Here is a 25,654-nt window from a genome sequence, read left to right on the forward strand (position 1 = left end):
CGGGCCGCCGCTCAGCCGGGCCAGCGGCTGGTGCCGTCGGGCACGCTGGCCAGCAGCTCGCGGGTGTAGGGGTGGGCGGGGGCGTCCAGCACCTGGTCCACGTCGCCGGTCTCGACGCATTCGCCGGCCCTCAGCACGTACAGGCGGTCGGCCAGCTGGCGGACCACGGCCAGGTCGTGGGTGATGAACAGCAGGCCCATGCCCAGGCGTTCCCTGAGCCCGGCGAGCAGGGTGAGCACCTGCGCCTGCACGGACACGTCGAGGGCGGAGACGGGCTCGTCGCAGACCAGCAGCCGGGGCTCGCCGGCCACGGCCCGCGCGATGGCCACGCGCTGCCGTTCGCCGCCGGACAGGCCGGCCGGGCGCTTGCGGGCGAGCGCGGGGTCGAGGCCCACCAGGCGCAGCAGCGCACCGACGTCCGTGGGGCGTCCCTCGGCCGCGAGCGCCTCCTTGAGCGTCGCCCCGACGGTACGCGCCGGGTTGAGCGTCGAGTACGGATCCTGGAAGATCATCTGCGCCGAGCGACGGGCCTGACGCACCGCCTGGCGGGACATCCGGGTGTAGTCGGAGCAGTCGAGGCCGTCGAGGGTGATGACGCCCGCGTCGGGGCGTTCCAGGCCGGTCACGCAGCGGGCCAGCGTGGTCTTGCCCGATCCGGACTCGCCGACGACGGCCACGACCTCGCCCGGGGCCACGGTCAGGTCCACGCCCGCCAGGGCCGGCCGCGACCCGCCCGCGTACGTCTTGCGCAGCCCCGTGACCTCCAGCAGGGGCGCGACGGCGGCCCGCGGCGGCGACGGCACACCCGGCGGGGGCGGCGGCGCCTCGGGCAGCGCGGCGGCCCGTACGCACGCCGACAGGCGCTCCCCGGCTACGGCGACCAGCTCCGGGACGCCCGCGCGGCACTCCTCCACCGCGTACGCGCACCGGTCGGCGAAGCCGCAGCGCCCGGCCACCGCGTCATGGGCCGGGACCGAGCCCGGCACGGACGGGATGACCGACAACCGCCGGTCGGCGGGCGGCTCGGCGGCCAGCAGCGCCCGCGTGTACGGATGCCGCTGCTCCTCCCGCAGCTCGGCGGCCCGTCCCACTTCCATGACCCGGCCCGCGTACATGACGACGACCCGGTCGCACATCGAGAACGCCAGCCGCAGGTCGTGCGTGATGAGCAGGAACGTCATGTCCCGTTCGCGCTGGATACGCCGGATGAGGGCCAGAACCTCGCGCTGCGTGGTGGCGTCGAGCGCGGTGGTCGGCTCGTCGGCCACCAGGATCCGCGGCGCGGCGGCCAGCGCGCAGGCCAGGCCCACCCGCTGCCGCATGCCCCCGGAGAGCTGGAACGGGTACCTGCCCGCCACCTCGCCCGGCAGCCCCACCTCGGCCAGCAGCCCCGGCACCTCGCGCTTCGGGTCGGCGCCCTCGGGCAGTCCGTCGGCGATCTGCTTCCCGGCCTTGCGCAGGGGGTTGAGCAGCGTGAACGGGTCCTGCATGAGCAGCGAGACCGTGCCGCCGCGCTGCCGCCGCATGACCTTGGGGTCGTCGTCGACGCGCCGGCCGTCGATCTCGACGTGCCCGGTGGACTCCAGCCCGGCGGGCAGCAGCCCGAGCAGCGCCCTGACGGTCAGCGACTTGCCCGACCCGGACTCGCCCACGATCGCCACCGACTCCCCGGCGGCCATCTCGAAGGACACCTGTGACAGCAGCGTACGGCCGGTGCCCGGCTGCCGTACGGTCAGGTCCGCCACCCGCAACATGGTCACCGGGCCCTCCGCTCGAAGCGTTCGTGCAGCCAGTCGCCCACCAGGTTGAGCGCGGCGGCGGTGACGATCACGGCCAGGCCGGGCGCGATGACCGCCCACGGGTTGGCCAGGAGCTGGGTGCGGTTGTCGGCCAGCGTGCGCCCCCAGTCGGGCGAGCCGGCGGGCACGCCCAGGCCGAGGAACGACAACGACGACAGCGACACCAGCGCGTAGGCGAAGTTGAGGAAGGCCGAGGCCAGGCTGACGGGGGCGATGTTCGGCCAGATGTGCCGGGTCATGATGCGCCAGGACGACAGGTTCTTCAGCAGGGCGGCCTCGACGTAGGGCCGGTGCCGCTGCTCCAGGACCGCGCCGCGCACCACCCGCGTGTCGGTGGGCGAGAACAACACGACCAGCACGGCTACGGCCAGGCCGTAGCCGCCGCCGAGCACGCCCGCCACGACGATGGCGACCAGCAGCGCGGGCAGCGAGAACATCAGGTCGGCCCAGCGCATGACCAGGGTGTCCGCCCAGCCGCCGAAGTAGCCGGCGGCCAGGCCGAGCAGGTTGCCGACCAGCATGGACCCGGCGGCCACGGCGAACGCCCCCGGAACGGCGGTGCGCGCCCCGGCGACGAGCAGGCTCAGCACGTCGCGGCCCAGGTCGTCGGTGCCGAGCGGGTGGCCGGGGCCCGGCCCGGAGATGCCGGTCATCAGGTCCTGGGCGGTGGCGCCGGGGACCAGCCAGGGGGCGAAGGCGGCGGCGACCACGACGACCGCGAGCACGGCCAGCGCCAGCGGCACGGCGACGGGGAACCGGCGGGTCACGACGCACCCCCGCCCAGCCGTACGCGGGGATCGGCCACCGAGTAGGCGACGTCCACCAGCAGGTTGACGGCGGCGATCAGCAGGGTCAGCAGCAGCGCGAGCGCCTGCACCACCGGCACGTCCTTGAACGTGACCGAGTCGACCAGCAGCGACCCCAGCCCCGGCAGCGCGAACGTGACCTCGACCAGCACGGTCCCGGCCAGCATGCCGGTGACGACGAGCCCGGCCGCGGTCAGCACGGGCACCAGCGAGTTGCGCATGGCGTAACCGAGCACGACGGGCGCGCTCAGCCCGCGGGCACGGGCGAAGACGACGTAGTCCTGGTCGAGCTCGCGTACGAGCGCGGCCCTGCTGAACCGGAGGAGCATCCCGGCCGCCCCGGCCGCCAGCGCGACGGCGGGCAGCGTCAGGTGCCACAACTCACCGGCGAACCCCTCCCCCGTGCCGTAGACGGGGAACCAGCCGAGCCCGAGCGCGAACACCACGAGCAACAGCAGGCCGACCGCGAACGGCGGCGCGCTCAGCCCCACCACCCCGGCGGTCACCACCAGGCGGTCGCTCGCCCGGCCCTTGCGCAGCGCGCCGAGCACACCGAGCGGGAGACCGGCGAGCGCGGCCAGGAGCGTGCCGTAGGCGGTCAGGACGAGCGTGCGCGGCAGGCGTTCCCCGAGCATGGCGCCGACGGGCTGGCCGGTCCTGATGGAGACGCCGAGGTCGCCGCGGAGCACGCCGCCGAGCCAGCGCAGGTACTGCACGGCGACGGGGTCGTCGAGGTGGTAGCGGGCCCTGAGGGCGGCGATCGTGGAGGCGGTGGCCGGACGGGTGCCGAGCAGGGTCTGCTGGATGTCTCCGGGGGCCAGGTAGAGCAGGCCGAACACGCCCGCCGACAGCAGCAGCACGACGGCGGCGGTGCCCGCGGACCTGCGCAGCAGGAACCCGGCCCAGCCCATCACAACACCCCGCCCCCGGTCAGCCAGCCGATCACGCGCTCCGCCGCGTCCCTGCGGTGGGCGGGCTCGACCAGCTCGTGACCCTCCCGAGGGTAGACGACGAGCTGAGTGCTCACACCGGCCGCCGACCAGGCACGATAGAGCTGTTCCGCCTGTCCGGGTGGCGTGGTGCGGTCACGTTCGCCGTGCAGGATCAGGGTCGGGGTCTCGACCTCGGCGGCGTGGTAGACCGGCGAGCGGGCGGCCAGGTCCTCGCGTCCCTCGGGGGTGGCCGGGTCGGCCCCGGCGTGGTAGAGCGGGTCGAAGCCGCCTGCGAGGTTGCTGGCGGTGGAGAAGCTCAGCCAGTCGCTGACGCCGGACATGACGACGGCGGCGCGGAAGCGGTTCGTACGGGTGACGGCCCAGGCGGTCAGGAAGCCGCCGTAGCTCAGTCCCATGACGGCCGTACGGCCGGGGTCGGCGACGCCGGCGGCGATCAGGTGGTCCACGCCGGCGAGCACGTCGTCCAGGTCCGCCTCGCCGAACCGGCCGATGACCGCGCGGGCGTAGTCCTGGCCGCGTCCGCTGCTGCCCCTGGGGTTGGGCAGCAGGACGGCCGCGCCGGCGTGCGCGAGCGGCACGGCGAGCTGGTTGGACTCGGCGGGCGCGAACGAACTGGACCACAACCAGGTGGGCCCCCCGTGCACGACGACAACCAGCGGCCGAGGCCCACCGCCGCCCTCCGACGTCAGCCGCTCGGGACCGTTGCCATCCTCCGACGTCAGCCGCTCGGGACCGCCACCGCCCTCCGGTGTCGTGAGGAGGAGGCCGGTGATCGGGAGGCCGTCGCGGCCCGTCCAGGTGATCTCCTCCTGGTGGACGGCGAGCCCGGCCAGCCCGGCGTTGAGGGCGGTGACCTGGCGCCAGCCGCCGTCCGCGAGGGAGGCCACGGCGACCTCCGGGGGCAGCTCGGGGCTCTCCCAGCAGGCCGCGGCCACCCGGCCGGCACGGTCCACGGACAACGAGGGCTGGCCGTCGCGCCCGCCCAGCGTGCCCCGGGCCGTCCAGCGGCTCAGCACACGACCGTCGGCGCCGAGCACGCCGCCGTGCACGCCGGTGCCCGACCAGCCGGTGAACCACAGGGTCTCGTCGTCCAGCCAGCCGAGGTCGGTGACGTCGTCCAGCTCGCCCAGGTACGCGACCTCCCCCGTGACCAGGTCGGCGCGCAACACGCGGCCCGAGACGATCGACAACCCCTCGACCACCACGGCCGCCCGCCCGCCCGGGGCCAGCCGGGGCCGGCTGAGCTGCCAGGACGTGCGGTGCAGCGTACGCACCTCGCCGCCGTCGACCAGGTCCAGCCGCGGCCGGTAGTACCCGGCGGGCGTCTCGTCCTCGGAGGTCACCGCGAGGGCGCGGCGTCCGCGCCAGTCGGCGTCCCACACGGTCAGGCCGGGCAGGGCGAGCTCGTGCGGCCGGTCGTCGCCGATCTCGAACCAGGCCAGGCGGCGCAGCCGCGCGCCCGGCGTGAGGACGAAGGGGTCGGCCGGGTCATGGACACGCAGGCCCAGGTGGCTGCCGTCGCGTTCGCTGCCGGGGTCGGCCAGCCGTACCAGGACGGTGCCGTCCTCGCCGGGGATCAGGTCCTCGATCTCGCCGTCCACGCGGGCCCGCCACCCGTCCACCGCCAGCTCGCCGGGGGCCGTCGCGCGCAGCAGCCGCCCGTCGGGGAGCCATCGGACCAGGCCGTGGCAGTCGCCCGCGGCCGTCACGCCGCCGTCCAGCGTGACGACGTGCGCGACGCCGTCGATCACGCAGGCGACGCGGTCGCCGTCCGGGTGCAGGGACACCGACTCGGGGTATCGCATCCCGGCCAGCGCCTCGTGCACGTCGATGGGGTTCGTCATCAGCGCGCGGCCACCTTCGTCGCCCACGGGCCGACGAAGAAGTAGGGGCCGAAGCCGTCGGCGGCGACCGCCTTGCCGAACGCGGTGGCCGCCTCGCCCCACCACAGCGGCTGGTACGGCACGTCCGCCGCGGCCTTGACCAGCGCCTGGCCGAGCAGCTTGCCCCGGGCGGCGTCGTCGGTGCCCGCCTTGGCCTTGTCCAGCAGGCCGGTCACCTCGGCGTTGTCGTACTCGGCGATGTTGGTGCCGTTCTCGCCGGTGGCGCCGCCGTGCAGGAGCTGCTGGATGTACTCGGCGGGGTCGCCGGTGGTGGCGAAGTACCAGCCGAGGTAGATGCCGGAGCCGTGCTTGCCGAGGTCGGCGATCCACTGTTCGAGCGGCACCTCCTTGACCTCCAGCGTGATGCCGATGGTCTTGAGGTTCTCGGCCAGGGTGAGCGCCGCCCGGCCGAGCTGCGGGCCGCTGCTCGGGTACGTGAGCGTGTCGGAGAACCCCTGCGGCGTGGCCGACTTCGCCAGCTCGGCCTTGGCCTGGGCCAGGTCGAAGCCGTACTGGGGGATGGACGCGTACAGGGCGTCGACCTCTGCCTGGTCCAGCACGCCGCCCCACTGGGCCGGGTCGGGGATGGTGGCGGCGACCTTGCCGTGGCCGCGCAGGACGCTCCTGACGACGCCCTCCCGGTCCACGGCGTGGGCGACGGCCCGGCGCACGTGCACGTCGTCCCAGGGCTTCTTGGCGGTGTTGAAGGCCAGTGTGACCAGCGAACGGTCGCCGGCGGTCAGCACCTGCGCGCCGGGCACGGCCTTCCACTGGTCGATCTGCTCGGCGGGCACGTTGAGCGCGACGTCCACGGAGTCGCCGCGCATGGCCAGCAGCCGCGTCGACTCCTCGGGGATGAAGTCGATCCTGATCTGCCGGAAGGCCGGCTTCCCGCCCCGGTAGGCGTCGTTGCGCTCCAGCGTGACGTGCGAGTCGGGGGCGAACTCGGCCACCTTGTACGGCCCCGTCCCCAGCAGCTTGCCCTCCGGCGTGCCGATGCGCTCGCCGGTGGCCTTGATGAACGCGGCGCTGGTCACCAGCAGCGTGCCGGGCGTGGGCACCCAGGCGAAGGAGGCGTCGGGGCTCTTGAGCTTGATGGTCACCTCGGCGTCGCCGGTCGCCTCGATCGTGTCCACGTTGGCGTAGGCGTAGGCGAAGGCGGTGGTCGAGCCCTTCTTGGCGTGCAGGTTCAGGCTGGCGACCACGTCCGCGGCGGTCAGCGGGCTGCCGTCGGAGAACGTCACGCCGGAGCGCAGCTTGTAGACGTAGGTGGTGGCGTCCTTCCTGGTCCACGACTCGGCCAGGGACGGCTGGAGGCTGCCGTCCGGACCCACGCCGACCAGGGACTCCTGCACCAGGAGGGCGACGACGTAGTTCATGATGCCCGCCTCCTTGGCCGCGTCCAGCGACCCGATGGAGGAGGGCAGCGCGACCCGCAGGACGTCCAGGCTCTTCTTGGCGCCCGTCCCCTCGGGCTCGGCCGATCCGCACGCCGACAGCAGGCCGGGCAGTACGGCGAGCGCGCCCGCGAAGGCGGCAGACCGCAGGACAGAACGCCGGGAAACAGGCAGATCGGCCACCGGGGGACCCTACTTTCACACGACCGGTTAACCCGCCTAGCTGCAGTGTCTACCGGTAAACTCCAGTTGGCACACGAGAGTATTCGCTGCCTGCGCCAGCGGTCAAACCCACTCATCGAATCGGAAATACATGATCACGGTCTACAGCGCCCCCTGGTGCGGTTACTGCCACCGGCTCAAGGCGCAACTGTCCCGCGCCGGCATCCCGTACACGGAGATCGACGTGGACGAGACGCCCGGCGCCGTCGACTTCATCGCCGAGCTGAACGGCGGCTCCTGGCTCATCCCCACCGTGCTGTTCCCGGACGGCTCCGCCCTGGTCAACCCCAGCGTCGAGCAGGTACGGACCCGCCTCAGCGCATCCTGAGCGCCAGCATGAAGTCGACCCGCTCGTCCCAGGAGTTCAGCGACCTGCCGGTCAGCTCCTCGATCCGCCGAACCCGGTAGCGCAGCGTGTTGACGTGCACGTGCAGGCGCTCTGCCGTGGCCGTCCAGGAGCCCGACTCCTCCAGGTACGCCTGCAACGTCTCCAGCAGGTCCGTCTGGTTGGCCGCGTCGTACGACTCCAGCCGCCCCAGCAGCCGCGCCCGGAACGCCCGCCGCAGCTCCCCGGGGATGGCAGCCAGCAGCGTGCGGTGGGAGCTGACGTCGTCGCCGGTGACCACGCTGACCCGCTCGCCGCCCAGCGCGGCCAGCGTGAGCGCGTGCCTGGCCTCCTCGATGAGGCTGCTCAGCGCCGCCGGGCCGGTCGTCACGCTGCTCACCCCGAGCGTGATGCGGCCCTCGCCGAGCCCGGCCTCCAGGGTCCGCGCGCCCCTGAGCACGTGGTTCGTCAGCTCCTCGGCCGTGTTGCCGGCCAGCGGGACGAGCGCGAGGGCCTCGGCCGGACCGGTGGCCGTGACGATGCCGGGCGCGAGCGGCCGCAGCAGCTCGTCCAGCACCGGCACGGCGACCTCCCCGTCGCCGCCGAGCCGCGCCGACAGGGCCACGGCCACCAGGCCGTGCTCGGTCTCCACGTGCAGCGTGTGCAGGCGCGAGACCACGCCGGGCAGCGCCGCGTCGCCCGACTCCAGCAGCGTCAGGAGCTGGTCGAGCACCCGCCGCTCGATCCGCTGCGCCGCCTCCAGCCGCGAACGTTCCAGCGCCACGAGCGCGGCCAGCTCGACGATCAGGTCCTCGTTCTCGCCCTGCACCTGCTCGCCCGCGTAGGCCAGGAACCAGTTGGCGATGCGGTGGGAGGCCCCCTTGCCGACCGGGAAGACCGACAACACCGTCCCGTCCTCCTGCGTCACCATGCCCGGCAGGAAACGCGCGGTGAGGAACGTGTGCGCCAGCCGCAGCCGGGCCGCCACGCCTAGCGGCTGGGAGCCGACGATCACCCGGCCGGTCGGCGAGAGCACCCAGCAGGGCACGTCGAGCTCGCCGGCCACCGCCGTGACGAGCTTGGTGAGGCTGCCGCCGTCGACCAGGGTGCTGGCCAGGCGCCTGCGGGCGGCGTACGCGGGCCGCGGCGGCGTCGTGCCCAGCTCGACGATCAGGGCCCGCAACACGTGCTCGGTGACCTGGCTGAACGGCACGTCCACCGGCAGCGTGAGCAGCGGCAGCCCGGCCTCGGCGCAGGCGTCGATGAGGTCGGCCGGCGGCACCTTGAGCGCGGTGCCCGCGACCAGCGCCGCCACGTCCCCGAGGCTCCGCACGAAGTCGCGGGAGGAGGCCGGGCCGGTGTGCCAGGTCAGCTCCGTGAGCACCAGCTCGCCCGTCTTGACGAACATGGCCGGGTCGGGCAGGTCGGTCGTGGCGACACCGCGTACGCGCCGGTCGAGCAGGTCGTGCCCGGTCAGCACCTTCAGCGCGAGCTGGTCGGCCTGGAGGAGGTCCCTCAGCCGCATGGCCAGCCCTCCTGGCGCCAGGCCGCGTCCCAGAACATCCACTCGTAGCGGGCCGTGGTGAGCGCGCGGTCGAGCAGCCGGTGCCGTTCCTCGCCGTCAGGTACGAGCCCGTCGAGCAGGTCGAGCACGCCGGCCACGGTCTCCTGGTAGCCCTCGCCGCCGTAGGTGTCGATCCACCAGGCGTACAGCGGGTCGGGCGAGGAACGGCCGAGCAGCGTCTCGCCGACCCGGGCGTAGATCCAGTAGCAGGGCACGATCGCGCCCAGGGCCTCGGGGAACGTCCCCAGCGAGCACGTACGCACCAGGTACGAGGTGTAGCCGACCGTGGTGGGCCCGGCGGGCGTCTTGCGCGCGTCGGCCTCGTCCAGCCCGAACGCGGCCAGCAGCTCCACCACGAGACTGTGCTCGACCTCGACGGTCATGGCGGCGTCCCCCGCGAAACGCTGCACACCGGACGGCTCGGGCGAACGCGCCGCACACGCTGCCAGCGCCCTGGCGTAGTCGGGCAGGAAGTGCGCCTCCTGCACCACGTAGTGGCGGAACGCCTCCCGGGGCAACGACCCGTCGGTCAGCCCGGACAGGAACGGGTGGGCCAGGATCTGGTCGTACACACCGCCGACGACCTGCCACAACTCATCACGAAACCGGCTCACCCGTTCAGGCTATCGGCGCATCACGACCCGCGGCGCCACCTCGATGCCCAGCTCGCGCTCGTGTTCCACCAGCCTGCGCAGCTCCGGGCCCCACTCCGTCTCCGGCATCACCGCGAAGCCGTGCCGCTCGTACCAGGGGGCGTTCCACGGCACGTCCCTGAACGTCGTCAGCGTGACCGCCGGCGCGCCCACGGCCCGCGCGTGGTCGGCCACCGCCTCGACCAGCCGCCCGCCGATGCCCTGCCGCATGTTGTCGGGATGCACGGCGAGCTGGTCGAGGTGCAGGTTGCCGTCCACGTGACCGATCAGCGCGAACCCGGCCGGCGGATCGCCCTCGACGAGCACCGAGGCCGGGTCGTCCACCTCCTCGACCATGGTCGTGCCCGGCGGGAAGACGATGCCGACCTGCTCGAACAGCTTGTCGGCGGCCAGTTCCACGGAGATCAGCCCGGGAAGCTCGTCCGGGTCAGCCCATCGCACCATGGCGACACGGTCTCATGTTTCGGGCGGACCACGCCGCTGGTATTAGTGTTGATGATCGTAGGCCCGGCTGTGCGGAGCCGGGACCCTCTCCTCACGGCGTGCCCATGCCCCGTGTCCTCATGGGTCATGGGCACGTCGTGCAGCGGTCACAGGTCGAGCAGGGGCTCCAGGCCCACGGTGAGGCCGGGCAGCTCGCGCACCCGGCGCACGCCCAGCAGCACGCCCGGCGTGAACGCCGACCTGCTCATCGTGTCGTGCCGGATGGTGAGGATCTCGCCGTCGCCGCCGAGCAGCACCTCCTGGTGGGCGATCAGCCCGGCCAGGCGCACCGCGTGCACGTGCACACCGCCGACGTCCGCGCCGCGCGCGCCGTCGAGGGCGGTGCTGGTGGCGTCGGGCATCCCGCCGAGCCCGGCCTTCCCGCGCGCCTCGGCCACCAGCTCAGCCGTACGGCGGGCGGTGCCCGAAGGGGCGTCGGCCTTGTTCGGGTGGTGCAGCTCGATGATCTCGACGGACTCGAAGTGGCGGGCCGCCTGCTGCGCGAAGTGCATCATGAGCACGGCCGCGATGCCGAAGTTGGGAGCGATCAGGCAGTTGACGCCCGGCGACCGCTCCAGCCACCCGCGTACGGTCTCCAGCCGCCCGGCGTCGAAGCCGGTGGTGCCCACCACCGGGTGCACGCCATGGGCGATGGCCCATTCCAGGTTGCCCATGACCACGTCGGGATGGGTGAAGTCGACCACCACCTCGGCGCCTTCGAGCCCCTCGACGGGATCGTCCTTGTCGAGCGCGGCCACCAACTCCAGGTCGTCCGCCGCCTCGACCGCCTTGCACACTTCGACGCCCACACGACCGCGCGCGCCCAGCACCCCAACCCTGATCACACGCCCAACCCTATTACGCCCGCCTCCCTTGGGACGAGCCAGGTGGGAGAGACACTCGGCGAGCGCTCCCCCACCCGAAAGGACGTCAGGCGATGGCCTCGGAGAAGTCCTTGTCCCCGTACGGCCCGATGACGGCCAGCGTGAGCGGCCGGCTGAGGACGTCGCGGGCGACCTCCCCGATCTCGTCGGGGGTGACCGCCTCGATCCGGGCCAGCACTTCGTCCACCGACATGAGCTCTTCGTACACCAGCTCGTTCTTCCCGATCCGCGACATGCGCGACCCGGTGTCCTCCAGGCCGAGCACGAGCCCGCCCCGCATCTGGCCCTTGCCGCGCATGATCTCGTCCGCGCTGAGCCCTTCGGCCACCACGCGCGTCACCTCGTCCCGGCAGATCTTGAGCACGTCGTCGATCTTCGAGGGCAGGCAGCCCACGTAGATCCCGAACTGCCCGGTGTCGGCGTAGGCCGAGGTGTAGCTGTAGGCGGAGTAGGCCAGGCCGCGCTTCTCCCTGATCTCCTGGAAGAGCCGGGAGGACATGCCGCCCCCCAGCGCGGCGTTGAGCACGCCGAGCGCGAACCTGCGGTCGTCGGTCCTGGACATGCCGGTCGTGCCGAGCACCAGGTTGGCCTGCTCGGTCGGCCGGTCCAGCACCCTGACCCCGGAACGGGTCTCGGCGCCGGGCCCGCTGGTGCGCGGCGGGGCGAACTCGTAGGCCCCCTCCAGCGCGCCCGCCCGCTCGTACGCGCGGGCGACCAGCTCGACGACCTCCTCGTGCCGCACGTTCCCCGCCACCGAGACCACGGTGGTACGCGGCCGGTAGTAGCGGTGGTAGTACTCCGCGATGCGCTCGCGGCCCAGGGCGTTGATCGACTCGACCGTGCCCAGGATGGGCCGGCCGATCGGCGAGTCGCCGTAGAGCGCGGCCGCGAACTGCTCGTGCACCACGTCGGACGGGTCGTCGTCGTGCATGGCGATCTCTTCCAGGATCACCCCGCGCTCGGACTCGACGTCCTCCTCCGTGATCAGCGAGCTGGTCACCACATCGGCGAGGACGTCCACCGCGACCGGCAGGTCCTCGTCGAGGACCCGCGCGTAGTAGCAGGTGTACTCCTTGGCGGTGAAGGCGTTGATCTCGCCGCCGATGCCCTCGATGGAGGCCGAGATCTCCATCGCGTCCCGCGTGGGCGTGCCCTTGAACAGCAGGTGTTCGAGGAAGTGGGTGGCCCCCATGTGCTCGGGGGCCTCGTCACGCGACCCGATGCCGACCCACATGCCGACCGCGACGCTGCGCACGGTCGGCATGGTCTCGGTCACCACACGCAGGCCGCCCGGCAGGACGGTACGCCTGACGACTCCGGCTCCGTCCTTGCCGGGGTGCAGCGTGGTGGTCGTCACGAGGCCTCCTCCTGCGTCGGTGGTGCCGAGATTTGTGGTTGACCCGCTCACGAGTTGCGGTCGTCCCCCTCGTTGGGGCGGGTGGCGCGCACGCGGGTGCGGGTGCGGCGCGGCCGCTCCGACTTCTCCTCCGCGGCCGCGGTCTCGGCCTCGGGCGCGGCGCCCTCGCCTTCGCCCTCGTCGGCGCCGGAGGCGGCCTTGGCCTCCTTCTCGGCGGCCTCCTTCTCGATGACCTCGACGGGCACGAGGGAGAGCTTGCCCCGGCCGTCGATCTCGGCGATCTCGACCTGGATCTTCTCGCCGACGCTCATGACGTCCTCGACGTTCTCGATGCGCTTGCCGCCGTGCAGCTTGCGGATCTGGGAGACGTGCAGCAGGCCGTCCTTGCCGGGCATGAGCGAGATGAACGCGCCGAAGGCCGCGATCTTGACGACCGTGCCCAGGTAACGCTCGCCGACCTCGGGCATGTGCGGGTTCGCGATGCCGTTGATCGCCGTACGGGCGGCCTCGGCCGAGGGCCCGTCGGTGGCGCCGATGTAGATCGTGCCGTCGTCCTCGATGGTGATCTCGGCGCCCGTGTCGTCCTGGATCTGGTTGATCATCTTGCCCTTCGGGCCGATGACTTCGCCGATCTTGTCCACCGGGACCTTGATCGTGATGATGCGCGGCGCGGTCGGGTTCATCTCCGCCGGGGAGTCGATCGCCTCCTGCATCACGTCGAGGATCGCCAGACGGGCGCCCTTGGCCTGCTTCAGCGCGCCGGCCAGCACGGAGGCGGGGATGCCGTCGAGCTTGGTGTCGAGCTGGAGGGCGGTGATGACGTCCTTGGTGCCGGCGACCTTGAAGTCCATGTCGCCCATGGCGTCCTCGGCGCCGAGGATGTCGGTCAGCGTGACGTAGTTGCCGCCCTCGCTGATCAGGCCCATCGCGATGCCGGCGACCATCTCCCGAAGCGGCACACCGGCGTCCAGCAGCGCCATGGTGGAGGCGCAGACCGAGCCCATCGAGGTCGAGCCGTTGGAGCCGAGGGCCTCGGAGACCTGGCGGATGGCGTACGGGAACTCCTCGCGCGAGGGCAGCACGGGGATCAGCGCCCGCTCGGCCAGCGCGCCGTGACCGATCTCGCGGCGCTTGGGCGAGCCCACGCGGCCCGTCTCACCGGTGGAGTACGGCGGGAAGTTGTAGTTGTGCATGTAGCGCTTGGTCCGCTCAGGGTTGAGCGTGTCGATGTTCTGCTCCATGCGCAGCATGTTCAGCGTGGTGATGCCCAGGATCTGGGTCTCGCCGCGCTCGAACAGGGACGAGCCGTGCACCCGCGGAACCACGTGGACCTCGGCCGACAGGGCGCGGATGTCCTTGGTGCCACGGCCGTCGATGCGGACGCCCTCGTTGACGACCCGCTCACGCATGAGCTTCTTCGTCACCGAGCGGAACGCGGCGGAGATCTCCTTCTCGCGCCCCTCGAACTCGGGCAGCAGCCGCTCGGCGGCCAGCGCCTTGACCTTGTCGAGCTCGGTCTCGCGCTCCTGCTTGCCGGCGATGGTCAGCGCGGCGGCCAGCTCGGTCTTGATCGCGGCCTCGACCGCGTTGTAGACGTCGTCCTGGTAGTCGAGGAAGACCGGGTACTCGGCGGTCTCCTTGGCGGCCACCTGGGCGATGCGGGACTGGGCCTCGCACAGCACCTTGATGAACGGCTTGGCGGCCTCAAGACCCTGGGCGACGGTCTCCTCCGTCGGGCCCACGGCGCCCTCGGCGACCAGCTTGAGCGTGTCCTTGGTGGACTCGGCCTCGACCATCATGATCGCGACGTCGCCGTCGTCGAGCAGGCGGCCCGCCACGACCATGTCGAACGTGGCCCGCTCCAGCTCGGGGTGCGTGGGGAAGGCCACCCACTGGCCCTCGATCAGCGCGACGCGCACGCCGCCGATCGGGCCGGAGAACGGCAGCCCGGCGAGCTGCGTCGACAGCGAGGCGGCGTTGATGGCGACCACGTCGTAGAGGTGCTCGGGGTTGAGCGCCATGACCGTGGCCACGACCTGGATCTCGTTGCGCAGCCCCTTGACGAACGACGGGCGCAGCGGCCGGTCGATCAGGCGGCAGGTCAGGATCGCGTCCTCGGACGGACGACCCTCACGGCGGAAGAACGAGCCGGGGATGCGGCCCGCGGCGTACATGCGCTCCTCGACGTCGACCGTGAGCGGGAAGAAGTCGAAGTTCTCCTTGGGAGCCTTGGACGCGGTGGTGGCGGAAAGCACCATCGTGTCGTTGTCGAGATAGGCGACGGCCGAACCGGCCGCCTGACGCGCGAGCCGGCCGGTCTCGAACCGGACCGTGCGCGTGCCGAACGAGCCGTTGTCAATGACGGCTTCAGCGGTGTGGACACCCTCCACGGGGGACCTCCTTGTGGTCGGTCACCCGCGCCCTCTTTTCTCACCGGCACCCTCGTGCGTATGAGGAAACCCGCTCGTCAGGCCGCCGCCCATCCGTCGTGCCAGGTCGGCACCGCGGTGGCGGTCCATCAGCGGTCTCCCCATAGTAGGTGCAGCGCCGGTCTTCGATCGAAGCGCCCGGTCATTCGTACCGGAAGCCACTACCGAGGACCGGCCCGCAGGCGTCGCGGGTCGCATGGTGCTGAATCGGACGCGGGGGCTGTGTGTCTCGGATATTCAGTTGTACGCCGACGGCACGGCGGTTCTCCGCCGCGACGCGCCGGTCGCCTGGGCTCCTACCCACATGGGCGAGCCCATATGAGAAGGGAGCGGCGTCCCGCGCCGCTCCCTTTCCATGTTATCGGCGCAGACCGAGCCGCTCGATGAGCGAACGGTAACGCTGGATGTCGACCTTCTGCAGGTACTTCAGCAGACGACGCCGGCGACCGACGAGCAGAAGCAGGCCACGACGGCTGTGGTGGTCGTGCTTGTGCGTCTTCAGGTGCTCGGTGAGCTCGCTGATGCGCTTGCTGAGCAGCGCGATCTGCACCTCGGGCGAACCGGTGTCGCCCTCGGCCGTCGCGTACTCACTGATGATGGTCTTCTTGGCAGCGGTGTCGAGGGACACGGCTCTCCTTCGAACTACGGACACGCGCGAATGAGATGAAAGTGCGAACGACCGTGCGTGCCTACAGTCGCCGCGTGAAGGCCGTCATGGGCAGCGCAGCAGCGCCACCGTTACAGAGCCGACATGCAAGGTTACCATCGGAGTCAAGTGTTCCGCGCACACGACAACCGCGCCCGCCCTCCGCTGTCCTTCGTCGTCAGGACGTGATGCGCCGGGCGGCGTCGACGTCGGCGTGGATCTGGTCGATCAGCTCCTCGATCGACTCGAAGCGCGTGTTGCCCCGCAGCCGGGCGGCGAACTCCACCGCCACGTGCACCCCGTAGAGCTCCAGGTCGTCGCGGTCGAGCGCGTACGCCTCCACTGTACGCGGCACGCCCTCGAACGTCGGATTCGTCCCCACCGAGATCGCCGCCGGCCACCGCTCGCCCTCGTACGGCGCCGGCAGGTTGGCCACCGGGACACACTCCAGCCACCCCGCGTAGACCCCGTCGGCCGGGATGGCGGTCTGCTGCGGGGTCTCGACGTTGGCGGTCGGGAAGCCGAGCTGCCGCCCCCGCTGGTAACCGCGTACGACCACGCCCTCCACGCGGTGGGGCCGGCCCAGCTCGGCGGCGGCCCCCTCCACGTCGCCGGCGACGATCAGCCGGCGGGCGGAGGTCGAGGAGACGCCGTCCAGCATGGGCACCACCTCGACCTCGAAGTCGTACTTGTCGCCCAGCGTGCGCAGGGCCTCGGCGTCACCGGAGGCGTGGTGCCCGAACGTGAAATCGGCCCCCACCACGACCACCGCGGCCCCGAGGCGCTCGCTCAGCACTCCCTGGGCGAAGTCGTCGGGGCTCATCCTCGACACGTCGAGCGTGAACTCCACCACCTCGACGTCGTCGATCCCCAGCCCGGTCAGCAGCTCGGCACGCCGCTTGAGCGTGGTCAGCCGCGCCCTGCGGGTGCCCGGCAGCACCACCTCGTCGGGATGCGGCTCGAACGTGACCGCCACGCCGCGCAGCCCCCGTTCACGGGCGAGCGCGACCGTGCGCTCGACCACCTTCCGATGCCCGCGATGGACCCCGTCGTACACGCCGATGGTCACCACAGACCTTCTCGAACCCCGCACGCTAGGCCCCATTCGCTCGTGGCGGATCAATCCTAGACAAGCCTGCCATGTGTCTCCCGTTCACCTCCAATCGAGGGGCGGAGCGCCGGATTCCCGCAAGTAGGATGAGCCATCATGCCTCGATACGCGCTGCTGATCCTGCCCGCCTTCAACCGGGTCTACGGCGAGAGCTCGCCCCGCCTGACCCTGGCCGAGCTGGCCGTCTTCAGCGACCACGCCATCGAGAACACCGTGCTGAGCAGCGCGGAGACCACCATCGGCGGGGTCCCGTACATCACGTTCGAGACCGAGCGGCCGCTCGACGGGCCCGACGTCGCGCTGCTGTCCAACCTCTCCTCCGTCTACGCGGTCTTCGGCGTCGAGGGCGACCTGCTCCGCCCGCTGGCCATGCGCCCGCTCGACCGCCTGAGCAGCGACCTGCTCACCATCCAGAAGTACGCCGGCAAGACCAACGAACACTTCACCAAGCTGCTGCTCAACGTGACCGTGCTCGCCTCCGACCGGGCCCTGTCCGACAAGCTGTCCGTGTTCGACCCGATGTGCGGTCGCGGCACCACCCTCAACCAGGCCCTCATGTACGGCTACGACGCCTACGGCCTCGACGTCGACGGCAAGGACTTCGAGGCGTACACCGTTTTCATCAAGACCTGGCTGCGCAACAAGCGGCTCAAGCACACCGCCGAGACCGTGCCGGTGCGACGTGACCGGGCCCTGGTCGGGCGGCGGCTCAACGTCACGTTCGGGCTGTCCAAGGAGGCCGTCAAGGCGGGCGACGTCCAGCAGCTCGCCGTGGTCAACGCCGACACCCTCAAGAGCCGCGAGTTCTTCAGGCCCCGCACGTTCGACGTCGTCGTGACCGACGCCCCCTACGGCGTGCAACACGGCAGCAAGGGCGGCGGCGGCCTGTCCCGCAGCCCGCTGGAGCTGCTGCGGCAGGCGGTGCCGGTCTGGGCCGAGCTGCTGCGCCCCGGCGGCGCGATGGGCATCTCCTGGAACACCTACGGCGGCAAGAGCGCCGAGCTGGCCACGATCCTCACCGGCGCCGGCCTGGAGGTCATGGACTACCCCGACTTCGAGCACTGGGTCGACCAGGCGATCGTCCGCGACATCCTGGTAGCCCGCAAACCCGCCTGACGCCGCGAAGCCGCCCAGCCTTGCGGACCCTTGCGGACCCGCCTGAGCGGCGGGCCCGGCCGGTTCAGCCGACGAAGACGGCGAGCGGCTTGGCCACCCGGTCCTGCTCCTCCACCAGCGCCAGCAGCTCCCCCTCGGGCCCGAACACGCCGATCGGCCCCGGGCCGAGCCCGGCCGCGGGCAGCCGGCCGCCGTGGCCGATCACGCGCGCCTCCTCGGCGGTCACGTCCCTGCGCGGGAACGCCGCCGCCACCGCCGCGCCGATCGGCAGCACCACGCACTCCTCGGCGAGCTGGTCGACGGTCCTGGCCAGCGACAGGTCGTACGGGCCGACCCGGGTCCGGCGCAGGCGTGTCAGGTGGCCGCCGACGCCCAGCGCGGCCCCCAGGTCGCGGGCCAGCGCCCGGATGTAGGTGCCGCTGGAACACGTCACGACCGCGTCGACGTCCACGACGTCCCCGGCGGGCCTGACATCGAGCACGTCGAAGCCGTACACGGTCACGGGCCGGGCCACGAGCGCGACCTCCTCGCCCGCGCGCGCCATCTTGTACGCCCGCTGACCGTTGACCTTGATGGCGCTGACCTGCGGCGGGACCTGCATGATGGCCCCGGTGAGCGCCTCGACGCCCTTGTGCACCTCGGCCGCGCCCACCTCCGCCGCGGACGCCGTGGCCGTGGTCTCGCCCTCGGCGTCGTCGGTGTTGGTGGACACGCCCAGCCGGATCGTGGCCTCGTAGACCTTCTCGGTCAGCGCCAGGTGCCCGAGCAGCCTGGTCGCCTTCTCCACGCCGACCACCAGCACGCCCGTGGCCATCGGGTCGAGCGTGCCCGCGTGCCCGACGCGTCGGGTGCCCGCGATGCGTCGCATCCGGGCCACCACGTCGTGCGAGGTCCACTCGCCCTGCTTGTCGACGATGATCAGACCGCTCTCGGCCATCCAGCCTTCCCCAGCTCTCGTCTGAACTTGGCCATGGTCTCCTCGACGCTGTCGTAGGAGGTGAACCCGGCCGCGTTGTGATGTCCGCCGCCGCCCAGCGCGGCGCACACGGCCGCCACGTCGACCGCGCCCTTGGACCTGGTCGACACCTGCCAGTCGCCGTGGTCGTCCTCCTTGAGCACGACCGCGATCTCGGCCTCGTCGGTACGCCGCACGATGTCGATCATGCCCTCGACCTCCGTGTACGGCAGCCCGTACGCCGCCCGGTCGACCCGCGGCACGTACGTCCAGACCAGCGAGCCCTCAAGCTGCACCCGGTCGAGCGCCCTGGCCAGCACCTTGAGATAGCCGAACGGCGAACGGTCCCACAACTCGCGGGCGATCTCCTCGGTGTGCAGTCCCGTGAACAACAACCTGGACGCCATCCGGTGCACGGCCGACGTGGTCGAGGAGTAGCGGAAGGAACCCGTGTCGGTCACCAGGCCGGTGTACAGGCAGGTGGCGATGTCCCGGTCGAGGCTGCCGCCGAGCCGGTAGATCAGCTGCTCGGCCAGCATGGCCGTGGCGGCCGCGTGCGGGTCGATGAGGCTGTGCGTGCCGAACCCGGCGTTGGACGGGTGGTGGTCGATCACGATGACCTCCTCCGCCCTGGCCGCGTTGGGGCTGAGCAGGCCCAGCCGCTCGAACGTGGAGGAGTCGAAGGTGATCATCAGCGCCGGCGCCTCGGGGTAGTCGGCCGGCGGGCACAACATCTCCTGCCCCGGCAGGAACCTCAGGATCCGCGGGACCACGAAGTACTCGTCGCCGAAGGAGGCCACGACCCGCTTGCCGATCGAGCGCAGCACGTAACCGACGGCCAGCATCGAGCCGAGCGCGTCGCCGTCGGGCGACACGTGACAGGCCAGGGCGACCTCGTCGACCTGGTCGATGAGCTGGATCGCGCGCTCCCAGGCGGCCTTGGGGATCCCCAAGGTCTCGACCTCGGGGATGCACGGCTCCGGTGAGTGCTGCTCGGCTCGGGCCACGTGGGACGTCACTCCTGGTCGTCCTCACCCTCATCGGGCTTCTTGTAAGGATCGGCCTCTCCGGCGTAGGCCGCGCCCTCGGCCTTGCGCGCCACCTCGGCGTCCCGCGCCCTGGCGGCGTTGATCAGGTCGTGGAGCTGGCGGGCACTGTCGGGCAGCGGGTCATGCCGGAACGTCAGCGTCGGGGTGAAACGCACGCCGGTCTGGCGGCCCACCTCGGCGCGGATGATGCCTTTGGCGCTCTCAAGGGCGGCCGCGCTGTCGGACCGCTCGGCGTCGGAGCCGAACACCGTGTAGAAGACCGTCGCCTCACGCAGGTCAGCGGTGATGCGCGTGTCAGTCACGGTGACGAAGCCCAGGCGCGGGTCCTTGATCCGGCGCTCCAGCATCTCGGCGACGATCTGCTGGATGCGGTCGGCGAGCTTGCGCGCTCGTGCGGCATCCACCATGTTCGCTCCCCCTCACGCACGACCTGGCCGTGCAGTCGTTCAATCTTCGTCGTTGTAGAGGCGCTGTCTGGCTGACAGCAGCTCGATGTCAGGGCGGAAAGCCACCATTCGCTCGCAGGCGTCCATCACCTCTTTGCAGTTACCCGCAGAGGCGGAGACCACCGCGACGCCCACCTCGCACCTGCGATGCAGGTCAAGATGGCCGGTCTCGGCCACCGCGATGGACGGATAACGTCGCTGCAGCTCGGCGATCAGAGGCCGGACGACAGAGCGCTTCTGCTTCAGCGAACGCACGTCGCCGAGCAGGATGTCCAGGGTCAGAGAACCCACATACATCGTTTGAGACCACCGCTTGGCCTGGTGGGGTGGAAGCACGACCGGCCTGCTGCGGTGGAGAGGAGGCCCGGGCGTGCGAGTGGCGCCCGGCGGAGGTTCCGCCGGGCGCCCGGCCGCGGGTCAGACCCGCGGCTTCTCCCGCATCTCGAACGTCTCGATCGTGTCGTCGATCCGGATGTCGTTGTAGCCGACACCGATACCGCACTCGAAGCCCTCGCGGACCTCGGTGGCGTCATCCTTGAAGCGACGCAGGGACGAGACGGTCAGGTTGTCGGCGATGACGACGCCATCGCGGATGATCCTGGCCTTGCTGTTGCGGACGATCGTGCCGGAGCGGACCAGCGTACCGGCGACGTTGCCGATCTTCGGCACCTTGAAGACCTCGCGGACTTCGGCGGTGCCCATCTGGACCTCTTCGAACTCGGGCTTGAGCATGCCCTTGAGCGCCGCTTCGATCTCCTCGATCGCCTGGTAGATGACCGAGTAGTAGCGGATGTCGACGCCCTCGCGCTCGGCCAGGTCGCGCGCCCGGGGCTCAGGCCGGACGTTGAAGCCGATGATGACCGCGTTGTCGTCGGCGACGGCCAGGTTGACGTCGTACTCGGTGATGGCGCCGACCGCGCGGTGCAGGACACGGAGCCTGACCTCGTCGCCGACGTCGATCTTGAGCAGGGCGTCTTCCAGGGCCTCCACCGAACCGGACACGTCACCCTTGATGATGAGCTTGAGCTCGTCGACGCGACCCTTCTCAAGGTCGCTGAACAGCTCTTCGAGGGTGCGGCGACGGCTCGACTTCGCCATGTCGGCGCTGCGCTTGCGCGCCGCGCGCTGCTGGGCGATCTGGCGGGCCATCCGGTCGTCGGTGACGACGATGAAGTTGTCACCAGCGCTCGGCACGGCCGTCAGACCCATGACCAGGACCGGACGCGACGGCGTGGCCTCCTCGACCGGGTCGCCGTTGTCGTCGAGCATCGCGCGGACGCGGCCGAAGGCCTCGCCACACACGATCGAGTCACCCACGCGCAGCGTGCCGCGCTGGACCAGGACGGTCGCGACGGGGCCGCGGCCCTTGTCGAGGTGAGCCTCGATCGCGATGCCCTGGGCGTCCATCGTCGGGTTGGCCCGCAGGTCGAGCTCGGCGTCGGCGGTGAGCAGGATGGCCTCGAGGAGGTTGTCGATGCCCGTGCCGTTCTTCGCCGAGATGTCGACGAAGAGGGTCGAGCCGCCGTACTCCTCGGCGACCAGGCCGTACTCGGTGAGCTGGGCGCGGACCTTGTTGGGGTCGGCACCCTCCTTGTCGACCTTGTTCACCGCGACCACGATCGGCACGTCGGCCGCCTGGGCGTGGTTGAGCGCCTCGATCGTCTGCGGCTTCACACCGTCGTCGGCCGCGACCACCAGTACCGCGATGTCGGTGGACTTGGCGCCTCGGGCACGCATGGCGGTGAACGCCTCGTGACCCGGGGTGTCGATGAAGGTGATCTTCCGGTCTTCGCCCTCGTGCACCGCGGGGACCTGGTAAGCACCGATGTGCTGGGTGATGCCACCGGCCTCGCGCGCCACCACGTTGGTCTTGCGGATGGCGTCGAGCAGCTTGGTCTTACCGTGGTCGACGTGACCCATGACGGTCACGACCGGCGGACGCGCGGCCAGGTCGGCCTCGTCGCCCTCGTCCTCGCCGAACTCGATGTCGAAGGCCTCGAGAAGCTCGCGGTCCTCCTCCTCCGGGCTGACGACCTGGATGTTGTAGTCGAGCTCGGCGCCGAGGAGCTGCAACGTCTCCTCGTTGACCGACTGGGTCGCGGTCACCATCTCGCCGAGGTGCAGCATGATCTGCACGAGCGAGGCGGGGTTCGCGCCGATGCGGTCGGCGAAGTCGGACAGCGACGCGCCGCGCGGCAGGCGGATCGTCGCGCCGTTGCCGCGAGCGACCTGCACACCGCCGATCGCCGGCGCCGACATGTTGTCGAACTCCTGGCGCCTCTGACGCTTGCTCTTACGACCACGCGCGGGACGGCCGCCGGGACGCCCGAACGCGCCCGCCGTGCCACCGCCGCGACCACGGCCGCCACCACCGGGACGACCGGCGAAACCGCCGCCGCCACCACCGGGACCACCGGTGCCGGTACGGGGACCCGCGCCGCCACCACCGGGACGACCGGCGAAACCGCCGCCGCCGCCACCGGGACGACCGCCGCCGCCGCCGGGACGACCGCCGCCGCCACCGCCGCCGCCAGGACGACCGCCACCGCCACCACCGGGACGCGGGCCACCGCCCGGACCGGCAGGACGACCCTGCGGCATCATCATCGGGTTGGGACGCGGACCACCGGGACGGGGACCGCCCGCGCCGGGACCCGGACGCGGACCGGCCGCACCGGGCGGACCGGGACGCGGACCCGCGGGACGCGGACCGGCCTCGCCGCCGCCACCGGGACGCGGCGGACGGGGCATCGCACCGTCACGCGGCGGACCGTCACGACGCTCACGCTGACCGGGGCCGCCACCGTCGCGGTTGCCGCCGGGACGCGGCGGACGGGACTGACCCATGCCGCTGGCGTTGGACGAGAACGGGTTGTTGCCCGGACGCGGGCCGCGCGGACCCGGCTTGGGACCGGGACCGGGACGCGGGCCGCCACCGGCGGGCGCACCCGGACGCGGGGCCTGCTGGCCGCCACCGCCACCGCCACCGGAAGGCTGCCCGGGACGCGGCGCCGGACCGGGCTTGGGACCCGGACGGGCGGCGGGACCCGGACGCGGCCCCGGAGCCGGACGGGTGGGCGCGCCGGAACCGGCCGCGCTCTCGAAGCGGGCCTGCGGAGCCCCGGAGGTCTCGCCGCGCGCAGCCTCGGGCTGCTGCTGCGGCTGATGGGGCATCGGCACCGGCGGACGCGGCTGACCGCCGCCCGCGGGGCCGGGACGCGGACCGGGCCTCGGACCCGGGCCTGGACGCGGAGTAGTCGGGGTCGGCGCCTCCGCGGCGCCGTTGCCGGCCTGGTGTTCGGCCGGACGGGGCGCAGCCTTCGGCGGCTGCGGCCTGTTGGACGACGAACCGCCGCCCCTGGAGGGCCCACCCTTCGATGCGCCCAGAGCTTCGGTGAGCCTGCGGACCACCGGCGCCTCGATGGTCGAGGACGCCGAACGGACGAACTCCCCCATCTCTTGGAGCTTGGCCATGACGACCTTGCTCTCTACGCCGAACTCCTTAGCGAGCTCGTATACCCGGACCTTCGCCACTGCACTCCCTTACTCGGCCCGGGAGGCTGGCTGTGCCGTCCGGACCGTCGTTAACTTGACGTCTTCATCGCCGCGTGCTCATCAGGCGCTCATAGCAATCTGACTCCGCCCATCAACTCGGCGTCCTACATGACATTTCGTGATTCCCCCTCCAGGTGTGCCCGCACATGCGAGACGTCAAGCGGCCCCGGCACGCGGAACGCGCGCGGGAACGCTCGGCGCCGCTCGGCGAGCTCCAGACAACTCAAGGACGGATGCAGCGATGCACCGCGGCCGGAAAGCCGTCCTCGCAGATCAGGGACCAAATGGTCCTCGATCAACACCAGGCGGAGCAGCTCGGACTTAGCCGTGCGAACCCTGCAGCCCACACAGGTGCGCTGTGGAGCTGCGTGGCCACCATATTCCAGCTTACCGTGTTGACGCATCTACGGAACCGGCGGCATCCTCGGCTTGTGTGTCAGGCCGGATGTCAATCCGCCATCCGGTGAGCCTGGCGGCAAGCCGGGCATTCTGCCCTTCCTTACCGATGGCCAGCGAGAGCTGGTAGTCGGGCACCGTCACCCTTGCGACCCGTCCTTCGAGATCGAGAACCTCGACATGGGAAACACGCGCCGGTGACAGCGCATTCCCCACGAACTCCCCGGGGTCCTCGGACCAGTCGATGATGTCGATCTTCTCGCCGTGCAGCTCGGTCATGACGTTGCGGACCCGCGAGCCCATCGGGCCGATGCAGGCGCCCTTGGCGTTGACGCCCGGCTTGCGCGACCTGACCGCGATCTTCGTACGGTGGCCGGCCTCGCGGGCCACGGCGGCGATCTCGACGGTGCCGTCGGCGATCTCGGGCACCTCCAGCGCGAAGAGCTTCTTGACCAGGCCCGGGTGGGTGCGCGACAGCGTCACCGACGGCCCCTTGTGGCCCTTCTTCACCTGCACCACGTACGCGCGGATGCGCTCGCCGTGGATGTAGTCCTCGCCGGGGACCTGCTCGGCGTGCGGCAGGATGGCCTCGATCTTGCCGAGGTCGACCAGCACCACGCGCGGGTCCTTGCCCTGCTGGATCACGCCGGAGACCAGCTCGCCCTCGCGGCTGGCGAACTCGCCGAAGTTGATCTCGTCCTCGGCGTCGCGGAGCTGCTGGAGGATGACCTGCTTGGCGGTGGTCGCGGCGATCCTGCTGAAGTTGCCAGGAGTGTCGTCGAACTCCCTGACGACGTCGCCCTCGTCGTCGAGCTCGGCGGCCCAGATCGTGACGTGGCCGCTGCCGCGGTCGAGCTCGGCCCGTGCCTTGGGCGCCGCGCCCTCGGTGCGGATGTAGGCGATCAGCAGCGCGTCCTCGATCGCCTTGACGACCAGGTCGAAGGAGATGTCCTTCTCCCGCTCCAGGCTGCGCAGGACGCTCATGTCGATGTCCACGAGGCTTCCCCCTTAGCCTTCGTCGCCGTCGACGTCGTCGGTGTCGTCGATCCGGCGGAACTCCACCTGTACCCGTCCACGGGTCAGGTCCTGGTAATCGATCCGGCGCGCGGAGCCCTCGACGTCGAGGTCGACGCCGCTCTCGTCCGCCGCCAGGATGCGGCCCTCGACCACGGTGCCGTCTCTCAGCTCGGCCTTCACCAGCCGCTTGGCGGCACGGCGCCAGTGGCGCGGCTCGGTGAGCGGGCGGTCGACGCCCGGCGAGGAGACCTCAAGCGTGTAGGCGGCCTGTCCCATCGCGTCGTCGTCGTCGAGCGCGGTGGAGACGGCCTGGCTCACGTCGGCGATGTCGTCGAGGCTCACACCGCCGTCACGATCGACGATCACACGCAGCAACCGCCTCTTGCCCGCCTGGGTGACCGTGACGTCCTCCAGATCGAGGCCCTCCGCGGCGACCACAGGCTCCAGGAGCTTCATCAGGTGGTCGCGGGGTGATGCGCTGCCCATATCGACCTCCCTATTGTCATGTCTCAGCCGGGCGGACCTCGCCACTGGCTCTCCGCCGTCTGGCTGCGCAGCCAGCGACGACAGTTGACACCCTATCCGTACGGAGGCACGGAAAGAGCGCC

General features: G+C 71.5%; 23 protein-coding genes. 2 read left to right on the forward strand and 21 right to left on the reverse strand.

The genetic code is table 11. The features are described from left to right. Positions 1-11 precede the first annotated feature (11 nt). The 5 genes from IEZ27_RS44275 to IEZ27_RS44295 are packed head-to-tail and all read right to left on the reverse strand — an operon-like array spanning position 12 to position 7,021. Positions 12-1,754: an ABC transporter ATP-binding protein gene (locus IEZ27_RS44275; protein ID WP_189652809.1), complete on the reverse strand. Its 1,743-nt coding sequence runs from the start codon at positions 1,752-1,754 to the stop codon at positions 12-14. Between the two features lie 2 nt (positions 1,755-1,756). Beyond that, entirely contained in the window at positions 1,757-2,566 is an 810-nt protein-coding gene (locus tag IEZ27_RS44280; protein ID WP_125646994.1) for an ABC transporter permease, read from the reverse strand. Next, positions 2,563-3,516, reverse strand: a complete 954-nt coding sequence (locus tag IEZ27_RS44285; RefSeq protein ID WP_125646997.1) for an ABC transporter permease — start codon at positions 3,514-3,516, stop codon at positions 2,563-2,565. Before IEZ27_RS44285 ends, IEZ27_RS44280 begins: the two co-directional genes overlap by 4 nt. After that, entirely contained in the window at positions 3,516-5,402 is a 1,887-nt protein-coding gene (locus IEZ27_RS44290) for a S9 family peptidase (protein WP_189652745.1), read from the reverse strand. Before IEZ27_RS44290 ends, IEZ27_RS44285 begins: the two co-directional genes overlap by 1 nt. Further along, positions 5,402-7,021 carry an ABC transporter substrate-binding protein gene (locus tag IEZ27_RS44295; protein WP_189652746.1) on the reverse strand — a complete coding sequence of 540 codons (1,620 nt, stop codon included), beginning with the start codon at positions 7,019-7,021 and terminating at the stop codon, positions 5,402-5,404. The genes IEZ27_RS44290 and IEZ27_RS44295 overlap by 1 nt, the downstream gene beginning before the upstream one ends. Before the next feature lie 130 nt (positions 7,022-7,151). Between IEZ27_RS44295 and IEZ27_RS44300 the strand changes: the two genes are divergently transcribed. Next, a complete protein-coding gene (locus tag IEZ27_RS44300) occupies positions 7,152-7,388 on the forward strand; it encodes a mycoredoxin (protein WP_125647006.1) in 237 nt (78 codons plus the stop codon). Here the strand turns inward: IEZ27_RS44300 and IEZ27_RS44305 are convergent. The 8 genes from IEZ27_RS44305 to IEZ27_RS44340 all read right to left on the reverse strand — a co-directional run bounded on the left by IEZ27_RS44305 (position 7,375) and on the right by IEZ27_RS44340 (position 16,506). Next, positions 7,375-8,910, reverse strand: a complete 1,536-nt coding sequence (locus IEZ27_RS44305; protein WP_189652747.1) for a PucR family transcriptional regulator — start codon at positions 8,908-8,910, stop codon at positions 7,375-7,377. The genes IEZ27_RS44300 and IEZ27_RS44305 overlap by 14 nt on opposite strands. Next, positions 8,901-9,563 carry a TenA family protein gene (locus IEZ27_RS44310; protein WP_189652748.1) on the reverse strand — a complete coding sequence of 221 codons (663 nt, stop codon included), beginning with the start codon at positions 9,561-9,563 and terminating at the stop codon, positions 8,901-8,903. The genes IEZ27_RS44305 and IEZ27_RS44310 overlap by 10 nt, the downstream gene beginning before the upstream one ends. Positions 9,564-9,572: 9 nt before the next feature. Further along, positions 9,573-10,046, reverse strand: a complete 474-nt coding sequence (locus IEZ27_RS44315; RefSeq protein WP_125647014.1) for a GNAT family N-acetyltransferase — start codon at positions 10,044-10,046, stop codon at positions 9,573-9,575. 146 nt (positions 10,047-10,192) lie between these two features. After that, on the reverse strand, positions 10,193-10,930 hold the full coding sequence (gene dapB, locus IEZ27_RS44320; protein ID WP_189652749.1) for a 4-hydroxy-tetrahydrodipicolinate reductase: 738 nt from the start codon (positions 10,928-10,930) through the stop codon (positions 10,193-10,195). Between the two features lie 85 nt (positions 10,931-11,015). Continuing rightward, on the reverse strand, positions 11,016-12,326 hold the full coding sequence (locus tag IEZ27_RS44325; RefSeq protein ID WP_189652750.1) for a M16 family metallopeptidase: 1,311 nt from the start codon (positions 12,324-12,326) through the stop codon (positions 11,016-11,018). 47 nt (positions 12,327-12,373) lie between these two features. Then, positions 12,374-14,716, reverse strand: a complete 2,343-nt coding sequence (locus IEZ27_RS44330) for a polyribonucleotide nucleotidyltransferase (protein WP_189652751.1) — start codon at positions 14,714-14,716, stop codon at positions 12,374-12,376. A 397-nt stretch (positions 14,717-15,113) separates the two neighbouring features. Beyond that, positions 15,114-15,383 (reverse strand): 30S ribosomal protein S15, encoded by a 270-nt coding sequence (gene rpsO / locus IEZ27_RS44335; RefSeq protein ID WP_090945762.1) that lies wholly within the window; start codon positions 15,381-15,383, stop codon positions 15,114-15,116. Between the two features lie 196 nt (positions 15,384-15,579). Continuing rightward, positions 15,580-16,506, reverse strand: coding sequence for a bifunctional riboflavin kinase/FAD synthetase (locus IEZ27_RS44340; protein WP_189652752.1), 927 nt, complete (start codon positions 16,504-16,506; stop codon positions 15,580-15,582). 102 nt (positions 16,507-16,608) lie between these two features. Between IEZ27_RS44340 and IEZ27_RS44345 the strand changes: the two genes are divergently transcribed. Continuing rightward, a complete protein-coding gene (locus IEZ27_RS44345) occupies positions 16,609-17,628 on the forward strand; it encodes a TRM11 family SAM-dependent methyltransferase (RefSeq protein WP_189652753.1) in 1,020 nt (339 codons plus the stop codon). 64 nt (positions 17,629-17,692) lie between these two features. Here IEZ27_RS44345 and truB read toward each other — a convergent pair whose 3' ends face one another. From truB to rimP, 8 genes are all read right to left on the reverse strand, one after another. Beyond that, positions 17,693-18,565: a tRNA pseudouridine(55) synthase TruB gene (gene truB, locus IEZ27_RS44350; RefSeq protein ID WP_189652754.1), complete on the reverse strand. Its 873-nt coding sequence runs from the start codon at positions 18,563-18,565 to the stop codon at positions 17,693-17,695. Beyond that, positions 18,547-19,602 carry a DHH family phosphoesterase gene (locus IEZ27_RS44355; protein WP_229824892.1) on the reverse strand — a complete coding sequence of 352 codons (1,056 nt, stop codon included), beginning with the start codon at positions 19,600-19,602 and terminating at the stop codon, positions 18,547-18,549. Before IEZ27_RS44355 ends, truB begins: the two co-directional genes overlap by 19 nt. After that, positions 19,599-20,039: a 30S ribosome-binding factor RbfA gene (rbfA, locus tag IEZ27_RS44360; RefSeq protein ID WP_189652755.1), complete on the reverse strand. Its 441-nt coding sequence runs from the start codon at positions 20,037-20,039 to the stop codon at positions 19,599-19,601. The genes IEZ27_RS44355 and rbfA overlap by 4 nt, the downstream gene beginning before the upstream one ends. Before the next feature lie 39 nt (positions 20,040-20,078). After that, positions 20,079-20,375, reverse strand: coding sequence for a DUF503 domain-containing protein (locus IEZ27_RS44365; RefSeq protein ID WP_125647037.1), 297 nt, complete (start codon positions 20,373-20,375; stop codon positions 20,079-20,081). 120 nt (positions 20,376-20,495) lie between these two features. Next, a complete protein-coding gene (infB, locus tag IEZ27_RS44370) occupies positions 20,496-23,612 on the reverse strand; it encodes a translation initiation factor IF-2 (RefSeq protein WP_189652756.1) in 3,117 nt (1,038 codons plus the stop codon). A 125-nt stretch (positions 23,613-23,737) separates the two neighbouring features. After that, on the reverse strand, positions 23,738-24,037 hold the full coding sequence (locus tag IEZ27_RS44375) for a YlxR family protein (RefSeq protein WP_125647042.1): 300 nt from the start codon (positions 24,035-24,037) through the stop codon (positions 23,738-23,740). Beyond that, a complete protein-coding gene (gene nusA / locus IEZ27_RS44380; protein ID WP_189652757.1) occupies positions 24,021-25,025 on the reverse strand; it encodes a transcription termination factor NusA in 1,005 nt (334 codons plus the stop codon). Before nusA ends, IEZ27_RS44375 begins: the two co-directional genes overlap by 17 nt. A 12-nt stretch (positions 25,026-25,037) precedes the next feature. Continuing rightward, positions 25,038-25,532, reverse strand: coding sequence for a ribosome maturation factor RimP (rimP, locus tag IEZ27_RS44385; RefSeq protein WP_125647048.1), 495 nt, complete (start codon positions 25,530-25,532; stop codon positions 25,038-25,040). Between the last annotated feature and the right edge of the window lie 122 nt (positions 25,533-25,654).

The sequence above is a fragment of the Nonomuraea spiralis genome, from assembly GCF_014648435.1.
Taxonomy (GTDB): domain Bacteria; phylum Actinomycetota; class Actinomycetes; order Streptosporangiales; family Streptosporangiaceae; genus Nonomuraea; species Nonomuraea spiralis.

Excerpts from the sequence above, each read along its gene's own strand:
- IEZ27_RS44275 (WP_189652809.1), bottom strand. The coding sequence starts at position 1,754 with ATGTTGCGGGTGGCGGACCTGACCGTACGGCAGCCGGGCACCGGCCGT.
- rimP (WP_125647048.1), bottom strand. The coding sequence starts at position 25,532 with ATGGGCAGCGCATCACCCCGCGACCACCTGATGAAGCTCCTGGAGCCT.
- rbfA (WP_189652755.1), bottom strand. The coding sequence starts at position 20,039 with ATGGTGGATGCCGCACGAGCGCGCAAGCTCGCCGACCGCATCCAGCAG.
- IEZ27_RS44300 (WP_125647006.1), top strand. The coding sequence starts at position 7,152 with ATGATCACGGTCTACAGCGCCCCCTGGTGCGGTTACTGCCACCGGCTC.
- IEZ27_RS44315 (WP_125647014.1), bottom strand. The coding sequence starts at position 10,046 with ATGGTGCGATGGGCTGACCCGGACGAGCTTCCCGGGCTGATCTCCGTG.
- IEZ27_RS44305 (WP_189652747.1), bottom strand. The coding sequence starts at position 8,910 with ATGCGGCTGAGGGACCTCCTCCAGGCCGACCAGCTCGCGCTGAAGGTG.
- IEZ27_RS44285 (WP_125646997.1), bottom strand. The coding sequence starts at position 3,516 with ATGGGCTGGGCCGGGTTCCTGCTGCGCAGGTCCGCGGGCACCGCCGCC.
- truB (WP_189652754.1), bottom strand. The coding sequence starts at position 18,565 with ATGGCCGAGAGCGGTCTGATCATCGTCGACAAGCAGGGCGAGTGGACC.
- IEZ27_RS44290 (WP_189652745.1), bottom strand. The coding sequence starts at position 5,402 with ATGACGAACCCCATCGACGTGCACGAGGCGCTGGCCGGGATGCGATAC.
- IEZ27_RS44345 (WP_189652753.1), top strand. The coding sequence starts at position 16,609 with ATGCCTCGATACGCGCTGCTGATCCTGCCCGCCTTCAACCGGGTCTAC.
- IEZ27_RS44365 (WP_125647037.1), bottom strand. The coding sequence starts at position 20,375 with ATGTATGTGGGTTCTCTGACCCTGGACATCCTGCTCGGCGACGTGCGT.
- IEZ27_RS44375 (WP_125647042.1), bottom strand. The coding sequence starts at position 24,037 with ATGCGTCAACACGGTAAGCTGGAATATGGTGGCCACGCAGCTCCACAG.
- IEZ27_RS44340 (WP_189652752.1), bottom strand. The coding sequence starts at position 16,506 with ATGGGGCCTAGCGTGCGGGGTTCGAGAAGGTCTGTGGTGACCATCGGC.